Source organism: Burkholderia sp. IDO3 (genome assembly GCF_003366075.1).
In the GTDB taxonomy this organism is placed as follows: domain Bacteria; phylum Pseudomonadota; class Gammaproteobacteria; order Burkholderiales; family Burkholderiaceae; genus Burkholderia; species Burkholderia anthina.
Genome location: NZ_CP028965.1, coordinates 189113 through 210236, shown reverse-complemented (window position 1 = coordinate 210236; position 21124 = coordinate 189113). Strand labels below are relative to the sequence as shown.

Annotated in this window: 24 protein-coding genes and 1 pseudogene; 7 read left to right on the top strand and 18 right to left on the bottom strand. The window is 61.7% G+C overall.

Annotated elements, in window-relative coordinates; all coding sequences use genetic code 11:
• The first annotated feature begins 132 nt into the window (after positions 1-132).
• Positions 133-462: a four-helix bundle copper-binding protein gene (locus DCN14_RS36710; protein ID WP_009688002.1), complete on the top strand. Its 330-nt coding sequence runs from the start codon at positions 133-135 to the stop codon at positions 460-462.
• A 377-nt stretch (positions 463-839) separates the two neighbouring features.
• On the opposite strand, the gene DCN14_RS36705 is transcribed toward DCN14_RS36710, so the two are convergent.
• From DCN14_RS36705 to DCN14_RS36670, 8 genes are all read right to left on the bottom strand, one after another.
• Positions 840-1172 (bottom strand): DUF4148 domain-containing protein, encoded by a 333-nt coding sequence (locus tag DCN14_RS36705; RefSeq protein ID WP_080512418.1) that lies wholly within the window; start codon positions 1170-1172, stop codon positions 840-842.
• Positions 1173-1428: 256 nt separating this feature from the next.
• Positions 1429-2370 (bottom strand): CopD family protein, encoded by a 942-nt coding sequence (locus DCN14_RS36700; protein WP_009688003.1) that lies wholly within the window; start codon positions 2368-2370, stop codon positions 1429-1431.
• On the bottom strand, positions 2370-2744 hold the full coding sequence (gene copC / locus DCN14_RS36695) for a copper homeostasis periplasmic binding protein CopC (protein ID WP_009688004.1): 375 nt from the start codon (positions 2742-2744) through the stop codon (positions 2370-2372). Before copC ends, DCN14_RS36700 begins: the two co-directional genes overlap by 1 nt.
• Positions 2745-2805: 61 nt before the next feature.
• The gene (locus DCN14_RS36690) at positions 2806-3153 is read right to left on the bottom strand and encodes a copper-binding protein (RefSeq protein WP_009688005.1); all 348 of its coding nucleotides are present in this window, start codon (positions 3151-3153) and stop codon (positions 2806-2808) included.
• 65 nt (positions 3154-3218) lie between these two features.
• Complete coding sequence (locus tag DCN14_RS36685; protein WP_012211080.1) at positions 3219-4514, bottom strand: copper oxidase; 1296 nt, start codon at positions 4512-4514, stop codon at positions 3219-3221.
• 1 nt (position 4515) lies between these two features.
• Positions 4516-6012: a TolC family protein gene (locus DCN14_RS36680; protein ID WP_012211081.1), complete on the bottom strand. Its 1497-nt coding sequence runs from the start codon at positions 6010-6012 to the stop codon at positions 4516-4518.
• Positions 6009-6326 carry a hypothetical protein gene (locus DCN14_RS36675; protein ID WP_009693501.1) on the bottom strand — a complete coding sequence of 106 codons (318 nt, stop codon included), beginning with the start codon at positions 6324-6326 and terminating at the stop codon, positions 6009-6011. The genes DCN14_RS36680 and DCN14_RS36675 overlap by 4 nt, the downstream gene beginning before the upstream one ends.
• 87 nt (positions 6327-6413) lie before the next feature.
• On the bottom strand, positions 6414-6815 hold the full coding sequence (locus DCN14_RS36670; RefSeq protein ID WP_012211082.1) for a hypothetical protein: 402 nt from the start codon (positions 6813-6815) through the stop codon (positions 6414-6416).
• 290 nt (positions 6816-7105) lie between these two features.
• Here DCN14_RS36670 and DCN14_RS36665 point away from each other — a divergent pair, with 290 nt between their 5' ends.
• From DCN14_RS36665 to DCN14_RS36655, 3 genes are all read left to right on the top strand, one after another.
• On the top strand, positions 7106-7777 hold the full coding sequence (locus tag DCN14_RS36665) for a heavy metal response regulator transcription factor (protein ID WP_012211083.1): 672 nt from the start codon (positions 7106-7108) through the stop codon (positions 7775-7777).
• The gene (locus DCN14_RS36660; RefSeq protein WP_009693503.1) at positions 7774-9168 is read left to right on the top strand and encodes a heavy metal sensor histidine kinase; all 1395 of its coding nucleotides are present in this window, start codon (positions 7774-7776) and stop codon (positions 9166-9168) included. The genes DCN14_RS36665 and DCN14_RS36660 overlap by 4 nt, the downstream gene beginning before the upstream one ends.
• 211 nt (positions 9169-9379) lie before the next feature.
• Entirely contained in the window at positions 9380-9715 is a 336-nt protein-coding gene (locus DCN14_RS36655) for a DUF305 domain-containing protein (RefSeq protein WP_044582804.1), read from the top strand.
• Positions 9716-9804: 89 nt separating this feature from the next.
• Here the strand turns inward: DCN14_RS36655 and arsN2 are convergent, their stop codons facing one another.
• From arsN2 to DCN14_RS36610, 9 genes are all read right to left on the bottom strand, one after another.
• On the bottom strand, positions 9805-10233 hold the full coding sequence (arsN2, locus tag DCN14_RS38945; protein WP_009693505.1) for an arsenic resistance N-acetyltransferase ArsN2: 429 nt from the start codon (positions 10231-10233) through the stop codon (positions 9805-9807).
• Between the two features lie 21 nt (positions 10234-10254).
• A complete protein-coding gene (gene arsH, locus DCN14_RS36645; protein WP_012211085.1) occupies positions 10255-10992 on the bottom strand; it encodes an arsenical resistance protein ArsH in 738 nt (245 codons plus the stop codon).
• A complete protein-coding gene (gene arsC, locus DCN14_RS36640) occupies positions 10970-11392 on the bottom strand; it encodes an arsenate reductase (glutaredoxin) (RefSeq protein WP_009693508.1) in 423 nt (140 codons plus the stop codon). The genes arsH and arsC overlap by 23 nt, the downstream gene beginning before the upstream one ends.
• Positions 11389-12621: an MFS transporter gene (locus tag DCN14_RS36635; RefSeq protein WP_009693509.1), complete on the bottom strand. Its 1233-nt coding sequence runs from the start codon at positions 12619-12621 to the stop codon at positions 11389-11391. The genes arsC and DCN14_RS36635 overlap by 4 nt, the downstream gene beginning before the upstream one ends.
• A 1-nt stretch (position 12622) precedes the next feature.
• Entirely contained in the window at positions 12623-13696 is a 1074-nt protein-coding gene (gene arsB, locus DCN14_RS36630) for an ACR3 family arsenite efflux transporter (protein ID WP_012210993.1), read from the bottom strand.
• Between the two features lie 63 nt (positions 13697-13759).
• Entirely contained in the window at positions 13760-14254 is a 495-nt protein-coding gene (locus DCN14_RS36625; RefSeq protein WP_012210994.1) for an arsenate reductase ArsC, read from the bottom strand.
• A gap of 17 nt (positions 14255-14271) precedes the next feature.
• On the bottom strand, positions 14272-14766 hold the full coding sequence (locus DCN14_RS36620; protein ID WP_009693514.1) for an arsenate reductase ArsC: 495 nt from the start codon (positions 14764-14766) through the stop codon (positions 14272-14274).
• A gap of 9 nt (positions 14767-14775) precedes the next feature.
• Positions 14776-15255, bottom strand: coding sequence for an ArsI/CadI family heavy metal resistance metalloenzyme (locus tag DCN14_RS36615; protein WP_009693515.1), 480 nt, complete (start codon positions 15253-15255; stop codon positions 14776-14778).
• Positions 15252-15587 (bottom strand): metalloregulator ArsR/SmtB family transcription factor, encoded by a 336-nt coding sequence (locus DCN14_RS36610; RefSeq protein ID WP_009693516.1) that lies wholly within the window; start codon positions 15585-15587, stop codon positions 15252-15254. The genes DCN14_RS36615 and DCN14_RS36610 overlap by 4 nt, the downstream gene beginning before the upstream one ends.
• Before the next feature lie 599 nt (positions 15588-16186).
• Here DCN14_RS36610 and DCN14_RS36605 point away from each other — a divergent pair.
• Together DCN14_RS36605 and DCN14_RS36600 are read left to right on the top strand one after the other, a co-directional pair.
• Complete coding sequence (locus tag DCN14_RS36605) at positions 16187-18772, top strand: heavy metal translocating P-type ATPase (RefSeq protein ID WP_012210995.1); 2586 nt, start codon at positions 16187-16189, stop codon at positions 18770-18772.
• A 153-nt stretch (positions 18773-18925) separates the two neighbouring features.
• Positions 18926-19602, top strand: a pseudogene (locus DCN14_RS36600) (NAD(P)H-dependent oxidoreductase).
• On the opposite strand, the gene DCN14_RS38295 reads toward DCN14_RS36600, so the two are convergent.
• Positions 19599-19790: a hypothetical protein gene (locus DCN14_RS38295; RefSeq protein WP_143331195.1), complete on the bottom strand. Its 192-nt coding sequence runs from the start codon at positions 19788-19790 to the stop codon at positions 19599-19601. The pseudogene DCN14_RS36600 and the gene DCN14_RS38295 sit on opposite strands and share 4 nt — an antisense overlap.
• Positions 19791-19812: 22 nt before the next feature.
• Here DCN14_RS38295 and DCN14_RS36595 point away from each other — a divergent pair, with 22 nt between their 5' ends.
• A complete protein-coding gene (locus DCN14_RS36595; RefSeq protein ID WP_059888138.1) occupies positions 19813-21120 on the top strand; it encodes a TolC family protein in 1308 nt (435 codons plus the stop codon).
• Positions 21121-21124: the final 4 nt, after the last annotated feature.

Sequence of the window (21124 nt, the reverse complement as noted above, 5' to 3'; positions counted from 1 at the left end):
GGAATTGTACTGACGTTTCAACGCTGAAACGTCCCCGCCACTGGAGCCGCGTGGGGCTAATCCGGAATGTGGGTACAACGCTTGCGCGACGAGTCGGGCCCGATCCGGGCAGTCCACGATAGGAGAGTCAAAATGGCACATCAACAATACCAGACATGCATCTCGGCCTGCGACGCTTGCGCGACCGCTTGCGATCATTGCGCGGCCGCGTGTCTTGAAGAGACCCAAGTCGGCCAGCTTATTGACTGCATCAAACTCGACCTGGATTGCGCCACGCTGTGCCGCCTCGCTTCCGCAGCGATGGCGCGAGGCAGCAAGCAAGTCAAGGCAGTTTGCTCGAGTTGCGCGACTTTGTGCGACGCGTGCGCAACCGAATGCGAGAAACATCAACATGCGCATTGCAAAGAATGCGCACAAGTTTGTCGACGCTGCGCTCAGGAATGCCGGACGATGGCTCAGTAGACGGTCAGCTCCGTGCCACGCCCGGCGTCGGTGATATCGCGCACGCAAGAGGCGTGGCACACGTTGCCGTCAGCGCGGCGGGCAATTCGCCGAACGCACGTGCAGATTTTGACACGGATAGGACTTCGGTAATCGGGTCGTTGCGGAACGGGAGTCCGGCATCCGCGTCTTCCCATCCGTATTGCCCGTCGCGCTCGCACATCCATCAAGAGCCAGGACCGTAGTAATCGCCGTCACATAAATCCATATGCCGGGTATCGGTCTCATCGCGTGAACTCCTCTATCTGGTCTGGCGAGCCTACGTTCCACATGGAATATGGCCGGAGTCGTGTACGTTCAGGCTGAGCAACGCCTGGCTTTCCGCAACGGTGCGTGCCTCAATGCTGTGCGGCCCACTTCGGCTCACTTAACTGATGGAGTTCCTTGTTGCGCGCGATAGTCGCTTCGCTGGGCGGATAGTCATGCTTGCTCGTTGGCAGCAAACCATCGTGATAAGCCTGAATAAGTTCCTGTTGAACCTGCTCTCGGGTCTTGCCGCGCGATACCGTGTTTTCAATTTGCGCCGTTGCCGGTGCAGCAACGCTTTCGTTCGATACCACGCTGCCGTTTCGCGTAACGTCGGGATAACCGTGCCCGCTATCAGCGAATGCAGACGCGGACGTGGCGGCACAGGCGACCACTATGAGGGCGGCGACGATTTGAAGTTTCATGTTTTCTCTCCATTGCGAGGCATGGAACCGCACATGCGACTCCATTGAAAGTCATTGTGGAGAGCAGCCACTGATCGAGCCGTGACATGAATATGATCTTTTGGTCACGCGTCCTTCATCTGGAATCGTCGACCAAACGCAATGCGGAATGAAAAAAGAGCCCGGCTGGAGGGCCGGGCTGCAAAGAGATGGCCCGCTCACGCGCAACTCGCACATGAGTGACAGACCACCTGCGTGGACGGAGGGACCGACGAATTTATGTGGTTCCCGGCAACGGGCTCGATACGAGCACGGCCGCTACCATCAAGACACCAAGCAAAATCAGTGACTCGACGTGAAGCACCGTACTGAATCGTCGAAGCGGCACGGTCGGGACTTCTTGAGCAGGGTTCTTCAGCGTCGACATTAGCGTCGGCATTTCAAAGAAGCGATTGTGTCCGCCCAGCGCGGCGGCGACCAGCACGAGCACGAACTTCAGCAGTAGGATCTGTCCATACGTCGATGTCCACAAATTCGCCGGCGTACTGACGCCTCGCCAGCCGTTGTATGCGCCAGTGCTGAACAAAATCACCAACGCGTACGTCGAGGTGTCGGACAGCGATTGCACGAATGATGCACTGGTCTGCCGTTCGCTTCCAGGGGCATCGAGCAGCCGCGGCATGACGACGTAGGTCGTCACGAGAACGAGCCCGACCCACGCGCTGATGGCTAGCAAATGCAACCAATCGACCCACACCGGAAGGCTGAAGAGTCCGGAATCGACTGGATGTCCGCCATTGCTGCGTGCCAATGCTACGGCGGCCAAAGCAAGCCAGATTCCGGTCGGGAAACTCCCATCGCTACCCGATCGCAGCAATGCCAGCACGACCACGCAAACCATGAAAACTGCAGCGACCAGCCACGCGTGTCCAAAGCCGGTTCCCACGAGCATCGACCACACCGCGGGCCCGGCCTCAAGCAACGTTGACTCACTCATCAGCGCGCAATGTGCCCAGAACGACAACACGCTCGCGAGCAGAGCAAGCGTGGACGCCATCCGGACTGTCAGGACGAGCCGTCGGCCCACGTCGGCTTGCCACGTGGAGTCACCGCGCGCGAGCCATTGACTGCTGAGCAACGCGCCTACGATGACGGCGAAGCCAACGTTCTGGATCGCTACGGCGATCAGACGCAGGATGCCCAGGAACCCGTCGTTCATTACTTCACCTTGAACGTGTACGTACCCTTGGTCTTGTGCGCGTCCGAAGTCATGACGGCCCACTGAACCGTATACGCTCCCGACGCGAGCTTCGGTACGACGAGCGTCATGACGCGCGGATTCGACGCATCGATCTTCGCCTTTTCTTTCGTCACCGGCGCACCCGTAGCATCGGCGATTTTCACCGAGCTGAAGGTCGACTCGAGGTCTTCATTGAAGGTCAGGCGCAATGCGTCCGGCGCGACGTCGACGGTACTGCCCGACGCCGGCGTTGCGCTTTCCAGTTTGCCGTGTGCGAGCGCGGCGATGGGCGCGAACGCAACAGCACTAGCGACGGCGAGGCCGGCAAAATGTCTGAGGGTCAAAATCTTCATATTGTTGCTCGTCTCGAAGAATGAGACAGGGACCGCGGCTGCGCGTCCCCGTCGATTGTCGTCACTGCTTCTGCAGCTTGACGACCGTCAGTGCGCCGTTGACTTCCTCGGCGACGAAATCGATCTTGTCGCCGACCTTCACCTGCGACAGCATCGCCGGATCCTTGGCCTTGAACACCATCGTCATCGCTTCCATGCCAAGGTTTTCGAGGGGACCGTGCTTGATGGTCAGCTTGCCTGCAGTCGTGTCGACTTTCTTGATCTCGCCGTGCGACATGCTGCTCTTCGCGTCGGTACTTTGCTTTGTGCCACCGCTCATGTCCATGTTGCCCATGTCGCCTGCCGCGTACGTCGACGCAGAGAACGCCAGGGCGCAGCCTATTGCAATCGAGAACAGTGCTTTCTTCATCGTGCTTCTCCAGAGTTGAGGTGATGAAACCGACGGTCGGGCGTGCCCCGACCTTGTTGTGTAAATCAACTGTCCGGCAGTTCACCGGTGTATTCGTATGCGACGGTGCCTTTGGGATGCTTGAACCAGCCCGGGTCGCGATAGTCGTTCCGCCCGAGCCCTTGCCGGACCTTGGCGACTGTGAACATGCCGCCCATCTCCAACGGCCCGAATGGGCCCGTACCGGTCATCATCGGCAGTGTGTTGTCGGGTAGCGGCATCTCCATCTCGCCCATTGCGCCACCGGTGCTGCCCATGGCCATGTAGTCGGGAACGAGCTTGTTGATGCGTTTGGCCAAGTCCTTCTGCGGCACGCCGATCATGTTCGGAACGCTATGGCCCATTGCGTTCATCGTGTGGTGCGACTTGTGGCAATGGAACGCCCAGTCGCCAGGACGATCGGCGGTGAACTCGATTGCGCGCATCTGGCCGACGGCGACGTCGGCCGTCACCTCCGGCCAACGAGCGGCCGGCGGGATCCAGCCGCCGTCCGTACCCGCCACTTCGAAGTGGTAGCCATGCAGGTGAATCGGGTGATTCGTCATCGTCAGATTGCCGAACCGGATGCGCACGCGGTCGCCGGCCCGAATTGGCAACGGATCGATGCCAGGGAATACGCGTGAGTTGAACGTCCACATGTTGAAGTCGGTCATCTCGTTCACACGCGGCGTGAAGCTGCCCGGGTCGATATCATAGGCGGACAGCAGGAACACGAAATCGCGGTCGACCGGCATCACGCTGCGGTCCTTCGGGTGCACGATAAACATGCCCATCATGCCCATCGCCATCTGAACCATCTCGTCCGCGTGCGGGTGATACATGAACGTGCCATGCTTCTCGAGCTGAAACTCGTAGACGAACGTCTTGCCGGGCGGGATGTGCGGCTGCGTCAAGCCGCCGACGCCGTCCATGCCGTTCGGTAGCAGCATCCCGTGCCAGTGGATCGTGGTGTGCTCCGGCAGCTTGTTGGTGACGAAGATGCGGACCTTGTCGCCTTCGACGGCCTCGATCGTCGGGCCAGGCGACTGACCGTTATAACCCCACAGATTGGCCTTCATCCCGGGAGCCATTTCGCGCACGACGGGCTCGGCTGTCAGGTGAAACTCCTTCCAGCCGTTCTTCATGCGCCACGGCAGCGTCCAGCCGTTCAACGTCGCGACCGGTGTGTATGGCCGACCGTTGGGTGGCACGAGCGGCGGCTGCATCGTCGCCTTTGCCATGGTCGGTGCTTCCGGCAACGAAGCCGCGCCGGCCTTGCTGACCATCGCGGCGCCGAGGATTGCGGCCCCCGAGCCGCTGAGAAATTGTCGACGGGACACCATGTTATTTACCTTCCGAATGCGTTTCATGCGCCGGTTGCGCGGTCGAGGCAGGCTCCGGCCGGGCTGCCGGTCTCGGGGCGGACTGCGGTGCGGAATTCGGCCCCGGAGGCGTCTGCTCGGTTTGCTCGGCCCCAGCCCTCGGTAAACGTCCGCCCAGCGCTTGCTGGAGATCCGTTTCGGCGAGCCAGTAGTCCTTCAGCGCGTCGATGTAGCTGTTCACCGCGCCGACTTGCTCGCGCGAGTCGGCGAGCAGTTCGAAGACACTGGCGAGCATGCCGTTGTAGCGGAGCAGAAGTTCGTCAGAAATCGTCTTGCGAATCGGCACAACCTCGTCGCGATAGTGTTTCGCGACGTCGTAGCTGTTCACGTACGCGGAATACGCCTCGCGGACCTCCGATCGTGCATCAATCGCCGTTTGGGCAAGGCGGTTCGCCGACTGCATGTAGATGGCTTCCGCGCGGGCGACCTTGGCGCTGCCGAAATCGAAAATGGGAATCTCGATACTGATTTCGTAGCCGTGCTCGTGACCCTTGTCGGTTTCGTAGTTGTTTTGGTAACCAACATCGATTGCGTTGATGAACCGCGTTGCCTTGCTGAGGCCCAACGACGATGCGACGCCTTGCGTCTGCAGCTTCGCTGCCTGGATGTCGAGCCGGTTCTGCATCGCAAACCGCTCAAGATCTTTCAGTTCCGGGCGGTCCTTTGGCAAGTCCGGTAAACGCTCAGGCAAGGTGTACTGCGTACCAGTGCCCCATACGCCCATCGTGCGCGTGAGTTTCTCCCTGGCCGATACGGCTTGCTGCCGGGCCTTGGCGGCCTGGGCGACCGAGTCCGCGTAGAAGGCTTGCTCTCGCGCATAATCGAGTTTGCTGAAGTTTCCGGCCTGCCGCATGCGTGAAGCGAGTTCGGCGCCTGCGTCGGCCGAATCTTTTACCTGTTCCGCGTACTTGGCAGCCTGCTCCGCGGCCACCGCGTTGACGTACGCCCGCCGCGCCTCGGCGGCGAGCTTCAGCATCGTATCGGCAGTCTCGAGCTTCGTCTGTTCGAAGCGTCGGCCCTCGATGTGGGCAGCGAAAGGCAGCGTCAGAATACTGAGTACGTTCGCGGAGAATGTGCGGCCGATGCTCAGGTCGCCGTTGCCCGCTCGCGTGCGGCTGAAGGTGAAGCCTGGATTCGGCAGTCGCCCGGCCTGGACCAAATCGGCTTCCGACAGCCCCAATTCCGCATACGAGGCCTGCAGTCCTCGGTTGTTCAGCAGGGCGACCTGTACGGCATCGTCCATCGACAGCGGCTTGGCGAGCAATTCCTGCGTTCGCTTCGCCACTGCATCCCGATCGGCATCGGTTTTGACGATAACCGCGTCCTTACCGAGCCGCTCCGTAGCCGTCGACGACACCGTACCGAATCCACCGTCCTTCGAGAAGGTGGTGCAGCCAGCCAGAAACACCATGATGGAAACGCCCGCACCCATGCGCGTTGAAACGAGTCGCTTCATCATTTGGCGGGCTCCCCATGCTGCGAATGATTCGACTGATGGTCGCCAGCGGGCTTGTTCATGGCGCCGCCGTGGCCCATTGCGCCGCCGTGCGTCATGCCGCCCTTGGCCGGCTTCTCCTGGACCGCTTGATTGAGTTGTTGCCAGGTCGGGTTGTCGGCGTCGTTGTAGGGGCGATAGCCGTTGAAGGCCGACGGCGCCGAAATCGCCGGGACCGAGGCCGCGGCATCCGTCGGGTCGGGAATCGTTGTGGTGGCGTGCACGAGCGTCGGCAATGAAGCCGCCGCGCCGAGCAGCGCCGCAGAAATCAGTCGCATAAATTTTCTCGTCGTGAATCATCTGACGGGTCCACGCAAGACCGTCAGTACGAATGGCACATCGCGGGCATTACCCGCGGTGGAGAATCAGACGAGGGTGTGGCGAGGAGGTCGCTCGATGCCGTCGGTCAGGAAAGACACGACACCGGCAGAAGGCGGAATCGAGGTGGTGACGCGTGTTACGTCCGACGATACGACGACGGAGGGAACCGCGGGTAATCCCGTGCCGAAGCAGCAGGCTGCGCATGTCGAACATGAATGCGCGTGATGACCGCCGCCGTGGTGATAAGTGTGATGGTCGTCGGCCGCGAGCGCCGCTCCATGCATGTCGCGATGATGCCCGGACATGGACTGCCCGGCATGCACGATCGGCGTTTCGCTGGCTTCGGCATGCGAAGCGACGCAATTCATCGAGATAGCCGCGAACGACTGAACCGGCAGGCTCAGTGCCAACAGCACGACGACGAAGAGTTTGCGCCAATATGACATGGGTGCGGAGTCTAGCACGAGCAGTTCGAAACGATAACATCGAGAACGTGTCCGGGTGTAACCACAAGCGGTATAGCCGGTATTTAGCTTAACGGCCGATGCGTGACGACGGCGTGGTCGAAAGATGACCATTTTTTCATCCAGCGGCGGTGGACGGCTCTCGCTGTTCCGGCGCTCGGAGATTCATGAAAAAATTGTCATCCGGCCGTCATTTTTTGCGCGCTTTCGCGGCCGTATGCTGAGCGCAGCGCTCCCCGCGTCGAACCCGTTGACAGTCCTACTGCACTCCCATGCGGATACTGATAGTCGAAGACGAACCGAAAATGGCGTCATATCTCCGAAAGGGACTGACGGAAGCGAGCTATACCGTCGATGTTGCCGAGAACGGCAAAATCGGATTGTTTCTCGCGCTGCATGAAAATTTTGACCTCGTCGTGCTCGACGTCATGCTCCCGGAGCTGGACGGGTTCGAGGTGCTGAAGCGCCTCCGCGCGGAAAAGCAGACACCCGTGCTGATGCTGACCGCCCGCGAAGCAATCGAGGACAAGGTCGCTGGGCTTGAACTTGGTGCAGACGACTATCTACACAAACCGTTCGCCTACGCGGAATTTCTCGCACGCATCCGTTCGTTGCTACGGCGCGCACCGCGGAGCATTCGGGACATTCTGCTCGTTGCGGACATGGAGATTGACCTCCTCAAGCGGCGAGTGCGTCGCGGCGACAATCGCATCGACCTGACCGCACAGGAGTTCGCATTGTTGCAACTCCTGGCTGAACGAGAGGGCGAGGTTTTGACGCGTACTTTCATTACCTCGCAGATCTGGGATATGAATTTCGATAGCGATACGAACGTGGTCGATGCCGCGATCAAGCGCCTGCGCGCCAAAGTCGACAACGCGTACGATAAGAAACTGATCCATACCATCCGGGGCATGGGATACGTGCTCGAGGACCGTTCATGACGGGGAAGGCGGCACCTTACTCACTGCTCACTCGGTTGACCGTCGCCTTCGCTGTCGTCGCAGGACTAGCGTTTGCGCTGACTGGAGCTTACCTGTATCGGTCCCTGTCGATTGAACTGCAGCGCCGCGACGACATCGAAATCGGTGGCAAGCTGAGCCAGTTTCTGCAGTTGGCTCACGCCAGCGGTTCGGTACAGGCCATTCGTGCAACGCCTGCGGTATTTCACGAGGTACTGCTCTCGCATCCCGGTGTGTATCTTGGGATCTACGACGGGCAAAACAATTCGCTGATCGAGCACACGGCCGCGCCGGGCGTGACGTTGAAGTCGATCGCCTCGAGCGACCGTCCGCCTCGTATTCCATACACGTGCGATCCGACGGGAATCGGGCCATCACGCTGTGTTTTCGCGCGCGACAGGCTGCCGTCAGGCGAAGATGTACGGATCGCCCTTGTACGGACCGCGACCGACCGGCAGTCGCTTCTGAAAAGCTATCGCGTCGACATCTGGCTGGCGGTCGCCGTCGGCGCGATATTGCTCGGTGGCTTGGGCTATGCGATCGCACGTCGAGGCCTTCGTCCAGTGGAAAGTCTGGGCCGCCAGACGTCAATTATCGAAGCGCACAATTTGAGCGAGCGACTCGACATTCGCGGCGGTCCGATGGAGCTCCGCGAACTCGCGTCGTCGGTCAATCGAATGCTGGATCGACTTGAACGTGCGTTTGTGCGCCTTTCTCAGTTCTCCTCCGACCTCGCCCACGATATGCGCACCCCGCTTGCCAACGTGATCAGCTCGTCGCAGGTCACGTTGTCGCGACCGAGAACGAGCGACGAATATGAGGCGTTGATCGATTCGAACATCGAAGAATGCGAACGTCTGCAACGGATGATCGAGAACATGCTGTTCCTTGCACGTACAGAGAATGCACACCTGCACCTGAAGGTATCGGACCTTGATACTGAGATGGAACTGCAACGACTGGCGTCCTATTATCAGAGCATTGCGGACGAAAAGGGGGTCAATTTTGTCGTCGTCGGCGACGCGCATGTGGTCGCGGATGCAACGCTTTTTCGACGAGCGGTGAGCAACCTCATATCCAACGCTTTGGACCATGCGTTCGCAGGCACGGCAATCAAACTCGCCTCGTCTCGCTCGCTGCAATACGTCGTCGTTGAAGTGACCAACCACGGACGGCCTATCGCGCCGGAACATCTTGATCGAATCTTTGAGCGCTTCTACCGTGTCGACGCGTCACGTCATGGATCCTCGAAGAATGCCGGGCTGGGACTCGCGATCGTGAAATCGATCATGGAACTGCACCGGGGACAAGTCCAGGTTTCGAGTAACGACGTCAGTACGACGTTCCACTTGCAATTCCCGCGGGAACGATGAGGATTCTCCTCGAAGGGGTACTAGTGCGCGGCACAGGAGCGTGGATTGCGCCGTCATGAAGCCTCGAATCAGTGTCGAAAGTGGAAAAAGTTCGACCAGCAAAAATTGTTCGTTTCCCGAAAGCATAATTTTTATGCATCAGGAGGTAAATATGCAAACGCGAATTTCCATCCCGTGGTTCGTCATCAACGTAATTGCAACGCTCGGCCTGATGATCGGTACAACGAGTGCTCAGCAAGCCACGTCCATGCCAGACATGAATATGGGGCAGTCGACTAAAGCTAATTCGGCGTCTGTACAAGCCTTCAAGGGTGCAGACCAGAGGATGATGCGAAGGATGCAAGGACAGACCTACACCGGCGACGCTGACAAAGATTTTGTTTCCCACATGATTCCGCACCATCAAGGCGCAATCGATATGGCGGCAGCCGAACTGAAGTACGGCAAGGATCCTGAGATGAGAAGGCTTGCCCGAAGCATCGTCAAAGCACAAAAGGAAGAAATTACGAAGATGAAGCGCTGGCAAGCGAAATACGGCAGCCAATAATCTTTGACCGGGGGCGACCACCGGTAAATCGCATCGAAGGCAAGCAGATCCCCCTTGTCGGACCGATCCCTTGGTGCTCCCGTCAATGGCTACAGAACTCGCAACATCGAGACGGCCGATCCCGGACATACGCCTTGGAATTGGCTCGACGCCAACACCAAGGGCATTACGTCGCCACGCGCAACGCGCACGAACCCTAGACGGGTGAAATAGTGCTCCGCGGTCGTGGTGAGCAGCACAAGCGACCGAACTTGTAGCGCATGACACTCGGCGACGAGCCGCGACACGATACGTTGCCCCGGACCAGAATCGCGTGCACGTTCAGCTACCGCAATAGAGCGCACAAGTGCGGCGTCACCATAGTGCTCAAGGCCACCGCATCCGCACATCATTGAACCTTCCGTCGCGACTACGAAGTTCCGCAAGTGGTCGCTGACGCCAACGACGGGAAGGCCACATTGACGCAGCAGCGTTTCGATCGACGCTAGGTCGTCGACAGTGGCGGGGCGGATCTCCATCCTTACTCCTTGGACCGGATTCTAGATACTTCGCTGGTTCACGCGCTTCGACAGTTCCTCGGCGCTTTCCTTTCGCTCGCTGTACCGGTCGACCAGATACGGGCCGATATCTCGGGTCAGCAGAGTGAACTTGACCAGCTCTTCCATGACATCGACAACACGATCGTAGTAGGGCGATGGTTTCATCCGACCCGCTTCGTCGAATTCCGCGAACGCCTTGGCCACCGACGACTGGTTCGGGATGGTCAGCATGCGCATCCAGCGTCCGAGCACGCGCATCTGGTTCACGGCGTTGAACGACTGCGAACCGCCGCTGACTTGCATCACCGCAAGCGTCTTGCCCTGCGTCGGCCGGACTGCGCCGACCGACAACGGAATCCAGTCGATCTGCGATTTCATGATCCCCGTCATCGCGCCGTGTCGTTCCGGCGAGCACCACACCATGCCTTCCGACCATATCACCAGCTCGCGCAGCTCGACCACCTTCGGATGGCTTTCCGGCGCATCATCGGGCAGCGGCAAGCCGCTCGGATTGAACACACGGACTTCGGCCCCCATCGCCGTGAGCAAATGCTCGGCTTCCTCGACCAGCAGACGGCTGAACGAACGCTCGCGCAGCGAGCCGTACAGAAGCAGGAGTCGAGGCGGATGCGTCGACGGTGTCGCCGGCCGCAATTGAGCGGCGTCCGGCACGCGGAACAGCGTGGCGTCGAGCTGCGGCATGTCGTTCAATTGCTCAGACACGCTTGCCCTCCGCATCGATCACGACTTCGCCATCTTCCTTGGTGAAAGGCCCCGTCTGCGGGTTCGGCAGGATATCCAGCACGGCTTCGGACGGCCGGCATAGCTTCGTGCCGATCGGCGTAACCACGATCGGCCGGTTCATCAGGATCGGATGCTGCCCGATGAAGTCGAGCAGTTGCTCATCGGTCCACTTCGGATCGCCCAGACCGAGTTCCGCATAAGGCGTGCCTTTCTCCCGCAGTAACTCGCGTACGGTCAGGCCGGCATCGGCCAGCAGCTTGACCAGCGTTTCCCGCGACGGGGGCGTCCTGAGATACTCGATGACGACAGGCTCCTCGCCGCTGTTGCGGATCAGGGCCAGCGCGTTGCGCGACGTGCCGCAATCCGGGTTGTGATAGATCGTGATGTTGCTCATGTCGAGATTCCTTGCTTCGATAGAGGGACAGCGTGATGGCGCAAATGCAAGATCGCGTAGCGGAACAGGATCGCACCTGTCGCGCCGATGCCGGCCAGGGCCAATAGCGTGCCGGGATAGCCGTTCCCGGCGACATACAGGAGTGATGCAACGAACGGACCGGCGGCGATGGCAATCTGCACGGGCGTCGCCATCGCCCCGCTGATCGCGCCATAGGCGGTTCGCCCGTACAGTTCCGCAGGCAATGCACCGCGGACAATCGTCATGACGCCGTTGCCGATGCCATACAGCGCCGCGAAAACAACGTACACGGGCAGCCACGTCCCGGACGCAAAGAGCAGGACCAGCGAAAGCGGCAGCAACGCCATCGCGGCCATGCCGACCTGGCGCGTGCTCGCGCGTTTGCCGATCGTCGTTTCCAGCACGCGGCCGAGAACCTGCATCGGCCCAACCAGCGCCCCCACCCATGCCGCGTTCGCGGCGGAAATGCCATGCGCCTGCAAGACCGCGATCATGTGCAGCGACATCGCGGCGAACACCAGCGCATTGAGCGTGACCGCCGCGGTCACCAGATAGAAGGCCGGGTCGCGCAGGACAGCGCCAAGGTTAGCGGCCGGCTGTTCCGTTTGCGTTGGCGTCACGCCATGCGGTGCGTGTGAACGACTTGGCAGCGCGACATGCACGGGCACGCAGATCGCCAGATTCGCGCCGGCATAGAGCTGCCATGTGTCGCGCCATCCGACGTGCTGCAACAGCGTTTGCGTCAGCGGCCAGAACACCGTGCTGGCGAAACCGCCGAACAAGGTCAGGTGCGTGATCGCGCGGCGGTAGTCGTTACCGAATATCTGCGTGATGACGGTGAACGCAGGCTGGTAGAGAGTTGCGCTCATCGCAACGCCGATGCCGGCCCACACGAGATACAGCCCGACCACGTTATTCACCCGTGACAAGCAGACAAGCATCAGCGCCGCCAGCAACGATCCGCCCGCCATCAGGGCGCGCCCGCCGACGCGGTCGATGATGCTGCCGGCCGACGTGGACAACAGCCCCGAGATCAGCAGCGCCACCGAATAGGCGCCGACGACGACTGGCTTCGACAGACCCAGCTCGTCCTGCATCGGTTGCATCAGGACGCCGTACGCGTAAAACATGGAACCCCAGCCGACGATCTGCGTCAGCCCGAGCGACGGCGTCAGCCATGCGTGCGGGCGGGGTGCATGCGTGGACATGTCAGGTCCGGCACTCGTACCAGCCCTTCGACTGGTTGACGATGCGCACCACCAACAGCATGACCGGCACCTCGATCAGCACGCCGACGACGGTAGCCAGTGCCGCGCCGGAATGGAAACCGAACAGGCTGATCGCGGCCGCGACGGCAAGCTCGAAGAAGTTGGATGCGCCGATCAGCGCCGACGGGCACGCGATGTTGTGCTTCTCGCCTACGGCGCGGTTGAGCCAGTACGCGAGCGCCGAGTTGAAGAACACTTGAATCAGGATCGGCACCGCGAGCAGCGCGATCACCAGAGGCTGCTTCAGGATCGCTTCGCCCTGGAACGCGAACAGCAGCACAAGCGTGGCCAGCAGCGCCGCGATCGACCAAGGGCCGATCCTCGCCATCGCGGCATCGAATGCAGCCTGACCATTCGCGAGCAGCCGCTTACGCAGGATCTGCGCAATGATCACCGGGATAACGATGTAGAGCACGACGGACGTAAGCAACGTCGCCCACGGCACCGTGATTGCGGACATGCCGAGCAGCAGGCCGACCAGTGGCGCGAAGGCGATCACCATGATGCTGTCGTTCAGCGCGACCTGCGACAACGTGAACAGCGGATCGCCGCCCGTCAGTCGACTCCACACGAACACCATCGCCGTACACGGTGCTGCGGCCAACAGGATCAGGCCGGCGATGTAGCTGTCGAGCTGGTCCGTCGGCAGCATCGGCGCGAACAGATGGCGGATGAACAACCAACCGAGAAACGCCATCGAAAATGGCTTGACGAGCCAGTTGACGACGAGCGTGACGCCGATGCCTTTGACGTGCTGACGCACTTCATGCAGCGCGCCAAAGTCGACCTTGACCAGCATCGGGATGATCATCACCCAAATCAGCAGCCCGACCGGGAGATTGATCTGGGCATATTCCATCCGCCCGATCTGCTGGAACAGGCCGGGCAGCACCTGGCCGAGCGTGATGCCGGCGACGATGCACAGCGCCACCCAGACGGTGAGGTAGCGTTCGAAGAAATTGATGGAAGGCTTTGCGACGGCCTTGCCCGGCGGGGCGACATTGGACGTGTTCATGGATAGGGTTCAGTCTTGAAGTCGTCGGCGGCCGCGCGGTTCAGCGGACCGCCATGCGAATGGTCAGTTTTGCGAGATCTCGGTCAACGCCGTCTGGAGTTCGGCATTGCTCATGCGATCAAGCGGCAGCGCCAACAACTGCAGCATGCGATAGCCGATCGCCTGGCGCGTGAGTTCGAAGGCGAGTCGCTTGCCTTCGTCGCCGCCCAACGCGTTCGACGGATCGGCGTAGCCCCAATGCACTTTGACGGGGCTGCCGGGCCAGTACGGGCACGTCTCGGCGGCCGCGCTGTCGCACACCGTAATGACGACGCGCATCTCCGGCGCACCATCGCCGACGAACTCGTCCCAGCTCTTGCTGCGGTAGCCGCTCACGTCGACGCCAGCGGTCGTCAGCGCTTCCAGCGCGAACGGATTGAGGCGACCGCTCGGCGCACTGCCGGCGCTGTATGCGCGGACGTCCTTGCCGAGCTTCGCGGCCCAATGATTGAGCATCCCTTCGGACAGCACGCTGCGCGCCGAGTTGTGGGTGCAGAGGATCAGTACGTTCGTGGTCATGGGTTGACGATCCAAAGTTACTTTTGCCCGATCTCGGTCAGGGACTTTTGCAGTGCGACGTTGTCGAGTTTGGCGAGCGGCAATGACAGCAGCAGGTCGATACGACGCTTCAACGTCAGCGCGGCGTCGTGCATGGCCTGCTGTTTCTGTTCGTCGGAGCCCTCGACGTCGGCCGGGTCAGGCACACCCCAATGTGCGGTGATCGGTTGACCGGGCCAGATCGGGCACACCTCGCCGGTGGCCTTGTCGCACACGGTGAAGACGAAATCGAGCGCCGGTGCGCCGGGTGCCGCGAATTCGTCCCAGCTCTTGCTCCGGTAGCCTTCGGTCGGCAATTGCCAACGCGCCAGCTCGCGCAGCGCGAACGGATTCACCTCGCCTTTCGGATGACTGCCCGCCGAGTACGCCACGAAGCGGCCCTCGCCAAGGCGGTTCATCAGTCCCTCGGACAGGATCGATCGGGCGGAATTGCCGGTACAGATGAACAGCACGTTGTAGGGCTTGTCGCTCATGGTTGGACCTCAGCAGCAGGACGATTTCACCGGCACGCCGATCGGCTTGCCGCGTGCAGGGGAACAGCAAGCAGAAGCGTCGGCATTCGATTCAGCCGCCGACGCGTTACGGGATTCGCCGAAGGTGGGGACGTCGCCGAGCGTCTGGTACGTTTCCCATGCGATGCCTTGCGGGTCGACCGTCCAGTACTTGTCGGAGCGGGCGTAGCAGCACGCCGTACCGATTTGCTCGTCGACCGGCAGCGCGGCGCCGTTCAAGCGCGTATGCATCTCCGCCAGCTCGGCATCGTTTTCGACCTGCACGCCAAGATGATCTAGACCGGGCGCCGCGCCGCGCTGCGAGATCGCGAAGTCGACGCGAGGATCGTCGAGCATCCATTTCGCGTAGTCGCTCTTGACGACGGTCGGCTCAGCGGCGAACAGCGCCGAATAGAAACGGATGCTGTCAACGAGATCCGGCACGCTGATGTGCACATGGAAGCGCTTCATGAGTGTTGCTCCTTGACCGGGGAACACGCGCCCGCAGGCGAGCAGGGATTGCCGCCGCAGCAGTTCTCCGTGAGGTAAGCCAACAGGCCGTTCATCGTGGCGAAGTTCGCGCAGTAGAAGACGAAGCGGCCTTCCTGGCGGCTGGTGACGAGTTGTGCATGCGCCAGTTCCTTCAGATGAAAGGAAAGCGACGACGGCGGCACGTCCAGCAGCGTGGCGATCTGCCCGGCCGGCATGCCCTCCGGCCCCGCTTGCACGAGTGCACGAAAGACGGCGAGCCGGGATTCGTGGGCGAGTGCCGCGAGGGCGGCAATGGTTTGGTTTGTTTCCATGTTTCAATAGTAGTCGAAATATCGAAAGCAGGAAAGAAATCGGTCGATATTTCGGCCCTGCATTGGAATGCCTGGATTTGATAGTGTCGAACCGCGGCCCCTTGTCGGGCGCAAACTCGAGCGATGCGGGCACCTACGGCAAAAATTAGAGCGCTCCGATGTTGGCGAGCGGCAAACTGTTCGTAGTGGAAGTGCATACCAAAACAACGACTTACCATCGTGTAACAGTTAGTAGAGGGTCCGCCGGGATTCGTGAATATGCGAACCTTCGCATAAGTGCTTATCCCGGCCGACCTTCAACCTGTCAGCGAGGGATTAGACGAGACGCGGGGGGCGCCATAACCCGTTCGGGTCACGGACCGGAAGAGACTGGACGTAATGGAAGTTGGCGAATTTCACGTCCTGACCCGCGCGACGTCGGCCCCTATCTGATTGATTGGTATCCTGATCTCAGCTCGGAGCATCTGCTTCGGGCAGCGCAGCCGGCGCTATTTGCCGGCGATTGGAACGGACTGATAGACTCTCTTGCTGATGGAGCACCCTGGTGGCCGGTGAACCTTCCGGGCCGGCTGGCCATTTGTATGAAAATGGAGCCGTTCATGAGCGACATCCAGAAGCTGCGGCTGGATCTGCCGTTGGTTCTGCCGGACATATATGGCGCCGAAGACCGCTGCGTGAGCCGCCTGCAAGACAAGCTGGCGGACAGGCCTGGCATTGAAGGGGCTCATATCACTGGCGCGGCTGAAGGAGAGCCGCAGTTGTGTGTGCACTACGACCCCGCCGTGATCTCACTAAGCAGGCTGCGTGAGCTGATTCGGTCTGAAGGGCTCGCTGTGGCGGGCCGCTTCGCGCACATTGTGGGACGAGTGAATGCGCCGATGCATGTGCGTGCCACCAGGCGTGTTGCTGAGCAGCTGCGCTCACTCGGTGGGATCATTGAGGCCGACGTATCGCCAAGCGGCGTTGTCCGCATCGAATACGACCGTTCCCTCACTGACGAGTCCGATCTCACGCAGCGCCTGACCTTACTCGATATCTCTGTGAATTGGGCAACGCCGGCTGTTCAGCCGACCACGGCGGTCCGCTCTTGCAAGGCATCCGCAGATTCCGGCACGGCAGGGCATAAGGCGGCTGCCAATGACCACCGTGCGCTGCAGCGAGCCAACCACACTTGCGGGAAAGACGAGGGCGGCGAGCACAGCCATCGACACGGCGGGTTGTTCGGCGAAAAGACCGAGCTGATCTTTGCTTGCTTGTCCGGAGTCTTCCTGATGGCTGGATGGCTCGTGGGGCGACGCGGCACCGGTCTTGAATGGCTGTCCACCCACTGCTACGTGGTTTCGTACTTCTTCGGCGGCTACTACACCATCCAAGAAGCCATCGAGAACCTGCGTGCCAAGCGTTTCGAGATCGACACGCTCATGCTCGTAGCGGCTGCGGGTGCCGCGGCTCTGGGCTCCTGGGGAGAAGGCGCTTTGTTGCTGTTCCTCTTCAGCCTTGGGCATTCGCTCGAGCACTACGCCATGGGTAGGGCCCGGCGTGCCATCGAGGCCTTAACCAAGCTTGCACCTGACACGGCCACGGTGCGGCGCGATTCCGGGACGGAGGTTGTGCCACTGGAGAAGCTGGAAGTAGGCGACGTCGTCGTCGTGAAGCCCAACGAGCGGCTGCCTGCGGACGGTGTTGTGGTCGTTGGCACTTCCAGCGTCAATCAGGCACCGGTCACGGGCGAGAGTGTTCCAGTCGACAAGCGCCCCGTCGAGGATGGCCGAATCACAATCGGGCGCTTCGAGGGCGTAGCGGCTGAGAGCCGCGTCTTCGCCGGCACGATCAACGGCGCGGGCGCCATGGATATCATGGTCGCCCGAAAGGCCGATCAGTCGACGATGGCGCGCGTCATCAAGATGGTCACTGAGGCGGAGGCCCAGCGCTCGCCGACACAGCAGTTCACCGAGAAGTTCGAGCGCATCTTCGTGCCATCAGTGCTGGTGTTGGTCGGTCTGCTGCTGTGCGCTGGTGTTGTTATCGATGAGCCATTCTCCCACACCTTCTACAGGGCGATGGCCGTGTTGGTGGCTGCCAGCCCCTGCGCGCTCGCAATCTCAGTGCCCAGTGCAGTTCTCAGCGGCGTAGCGCGCGCCGCGCGGAGCGGTGTGCTGGTCAAGGGTGGTGGGCCTTTGGAGAACCTGGGCACGCTAACCTCAATTGCCTTTGACAAGACCGGCACGCTGACCGAGGGGAAGCCGAAGCTCACCGAGGTGGTCCCAGCTCAAGGCGTGCCTGAGCACGAACTGCTGGCAGTGGCGCTGGCGGTGGAAGAACACAGCGACCACCCGCTCGCCGCGGCGATTGTCAACGGGGCGAAGGAACGGCTGCGAGACAAGACCGATCTGCCGCAGGCTGTGGATGTCAAAAGCATCACCGGGCGCGGTGTCCGGGCTCAGTTAGGGGGCGAGACTGTCCACATCGGCAAGCCGATTCTGTTCAGGGAGCTGTCTGATTCAACCGTCCCTGATGACATCGACGAGGCCAACAAGAAACTCATCGCCGACGGACATACGACGATGATCATCCGCAAGGGAGCGCGCTTCCTGGGCGTGATCGGCGTCATGGACACGCCGCGCCCCGTCGCTGGCCGAGTCATGGGCGAACTCAGGAAACTCGGCATCGAGCGGCTAATTATGATTTCCGGCGACAGCCAGAAGGTGGCCGAGGCCGTTGCGCAAACCGTTGGCCTGACCGAGGCCCAAGGAGACCTTATGCCCGAGCAGAAGGTCGAGGAGATCAAGAAACTGCGCACCGAGCACGGCAAGGTGGCGATGGTGGGAGACGGCGTCAATGATGGACCCGCCATGGCTAACGCGACCGTGGGCATCGCGATGGGTGCCGCAGGCTCCGATGTTGCGTTGGAGACCGCCGACGTGGCACTGATGGCCGACGATCTGGCGCAATTGCCGTTCGCTGTGGGCCTGTCGAGAAGTACGAGCCGCGTCATCAAGCAGAACCTGTGGATGAGTCTTGGCGTCGTGGCGGTGCTGATTCCGGCAACCGTGCTAGGGCTGAACATCGGTACGGCGGTCATCTTCCATGAGGGGTCTACCTTGCTCGTGGTTGCCAACGCGCTGCGGTTGCTGGCCTACAAGCCTTTCGACAAGAGTGCCACGGCAGCTGAGCCTGCCACGTAACGTTAAAACAATGGGAGGGGGGACCGCCATGCCTTCCGAAGACAGTGAGCCAGGGTAGTTAATGCAGACCGCGGACGGTACCGGTGACCTGACCGACGATTGCCTACCCGCAGAGAGGTCCGTGCACCAAGGAAGGCGGCGGAGTCGTAACCGATGCGGAGGGCAAGCGCGTCTGAACAATTGGACGACCCGCCTCAGTTCGACACCACGCTGATCCTCGTGCCGGAAGGCGCGGCCGACGCCACCGTCGACCCATCCGCCCCGGCTCGTGCTTCTGCACGGCTCCCTGCATGAACGCTTGTTCAGCTGCTTGCCGGTCGAGGAAGCTGCGCCGCCGTTCACAGCGATTGGTGCCGGGTACGCGTGTTCAATCCAAGTGGGCGGCCTTCGTCCGATTTTGCACCCGAGAGCCACCCGAAGGTGGCCGGGTTGCGCGGGGTGGTGACGTGAGCGGAAGGCATAGTGTAGTGCTCGCCGGAACGGCACGGCGCAATGACCGGCATCATGAAATCACGGATCGACTGGATTCCTTCGTCGGTCGGCGCGGTGCGGCCGAAGCAGGGCAAGACGCTCGCGGTGATGCAGGTGGGCGGCGGATCTCAGTCGTTCAACGCTGTAAACCGGATGCGCATGCTCTGAGGCTGGATGCGCATGCTGATGATCCCGAACCAGTCGTCGTCGGCCAAGGCGTTCGCGGAATTCGACGAAGCAGGGCGGACGAAGCCGTCGGCCCATTACGATCGGCTCGTTGACGTTATGGAGGAGCCAGTCAAGTTCACTCTACCCGAGACGACGGCCCAAATCTGGTCGACCGATACAGCGAGCGCTAGGAAAGGGCCGAGGAACTGGCGCCGCGCGCGTACCAGAGAAAGATCTGATGATCGATGGGCAGCGAGACTTTCACACAACCTTTACCCCAGCCGTGGGTTTCCGAAGTGCTTTCTTGACTCTCCCAAGATGACGGAAACGTCATCACCGTGTCATGTTCGCGCTGCGGCGTGATCGTAGCATCGGTCACAAACCGTTACCGCAGGACCAACATGCTCAAACCCAACCTCGCCCTGGCCATCGTGTTCGCGATGGCCGCGACGGCTCATGCGCAGCCATCGCTGTCGCCGGGGCCGGCCCCGGGTGCCGCCGCCGCGCCGATCGGCGCACCGCCGTCCGATGCGCTTCCTGCGTCGTCGTTGACGTTGTCCGACGCGCTCGCGGTCGCGGCCCGGAACAATCCGGCGCTGCGCGGCGCACGCGCGGATGTCGATGCATCGGCCGGCGTGCTGATGCAGGCCGGCGCGCGGCCGAACCCCGAAGTGTCGTTCCTGCAGGAAGGCTTCAGTCGCGCCGAACGCACGTCCACCGCGCTGATCAACCAGACCATCGAGTTGGGCGGCAAGCGCCGCGCACGGCTCGACGTCGCGTCGTACGGCCGGGAGGCGGCCAGCGCGTCGCTCGACGAGCAGGGCGCCGCCGTGCGCGCCGACGTGATCGCCGCGTTCTACGGGCTGCTCGCCGCGCAGCGCCAGCTTCAGGTGACCGAAGAATCGGCCGCGATCGCCGCGCGTTCGGCGGATCTCGCGGGGCGTCGCGCGCAGGCCGGCAAGGTGTCGCCGGTCGAGGCGACCAAGGCGCAGGTCGCGGCGGCCGGCGTGCAGATCGAAGTCGTGACCGCGCGCGGCCGTGTCGAGGTCGCGCGCGAGAAACTGAACGCGGTGATGGGCGAGGCGCGCAACGACCGGCTTGCGGTGCTCGGCGACCTGGAAACCGTGCCGCCGGTCGAGCCGTTGTCCGCGCTGACCGCGCAACTCGACGATGCGCCGCTCGCGCGGGTCGCGCGCGCCGAGATGCTGCGCTCGAACGCGGCCATATCGCTCGAACGCGCGCGGCGCATTCCGGACGTGACGGTCAGCGCCGGCGTGAAGCGCGTGACCACCGGCGGCGTGCCGAACAACCAGGCGGTGGTCGGCGTGTCGATCCCGATTCCGCTGTTCAACACGAACAAGGGCGCGCTGCTCGAGGCGACGCACAAGGCCGAGCGCGCGAACGCCGATCTCGATCGCGAACGCACCCGCCTGCGGCTGGAGTTGACGCAGGCATACGCGAATTTCGAGGCGGCCGAGCAGGAAGCGCAGCGGCTGAAGTCCGACATCCTGCCGGCCGCGCGCCTCGCGCTCGACGCGATGTCGCGTGGCTACGAACTCGGGAAGTTCAGCTTCCTCGACGTGCTCGACGCGCAGCGCACGCTGTTCCAGGGCCAGTCGCAATACGTCCGTGCGCTCGCCGGCGCCCATGCGGCCCGCGCCGATATCGGCCGGCTCGTCGGCACGCCGCTCGCGGCCGTCGCGCAATAAGCGC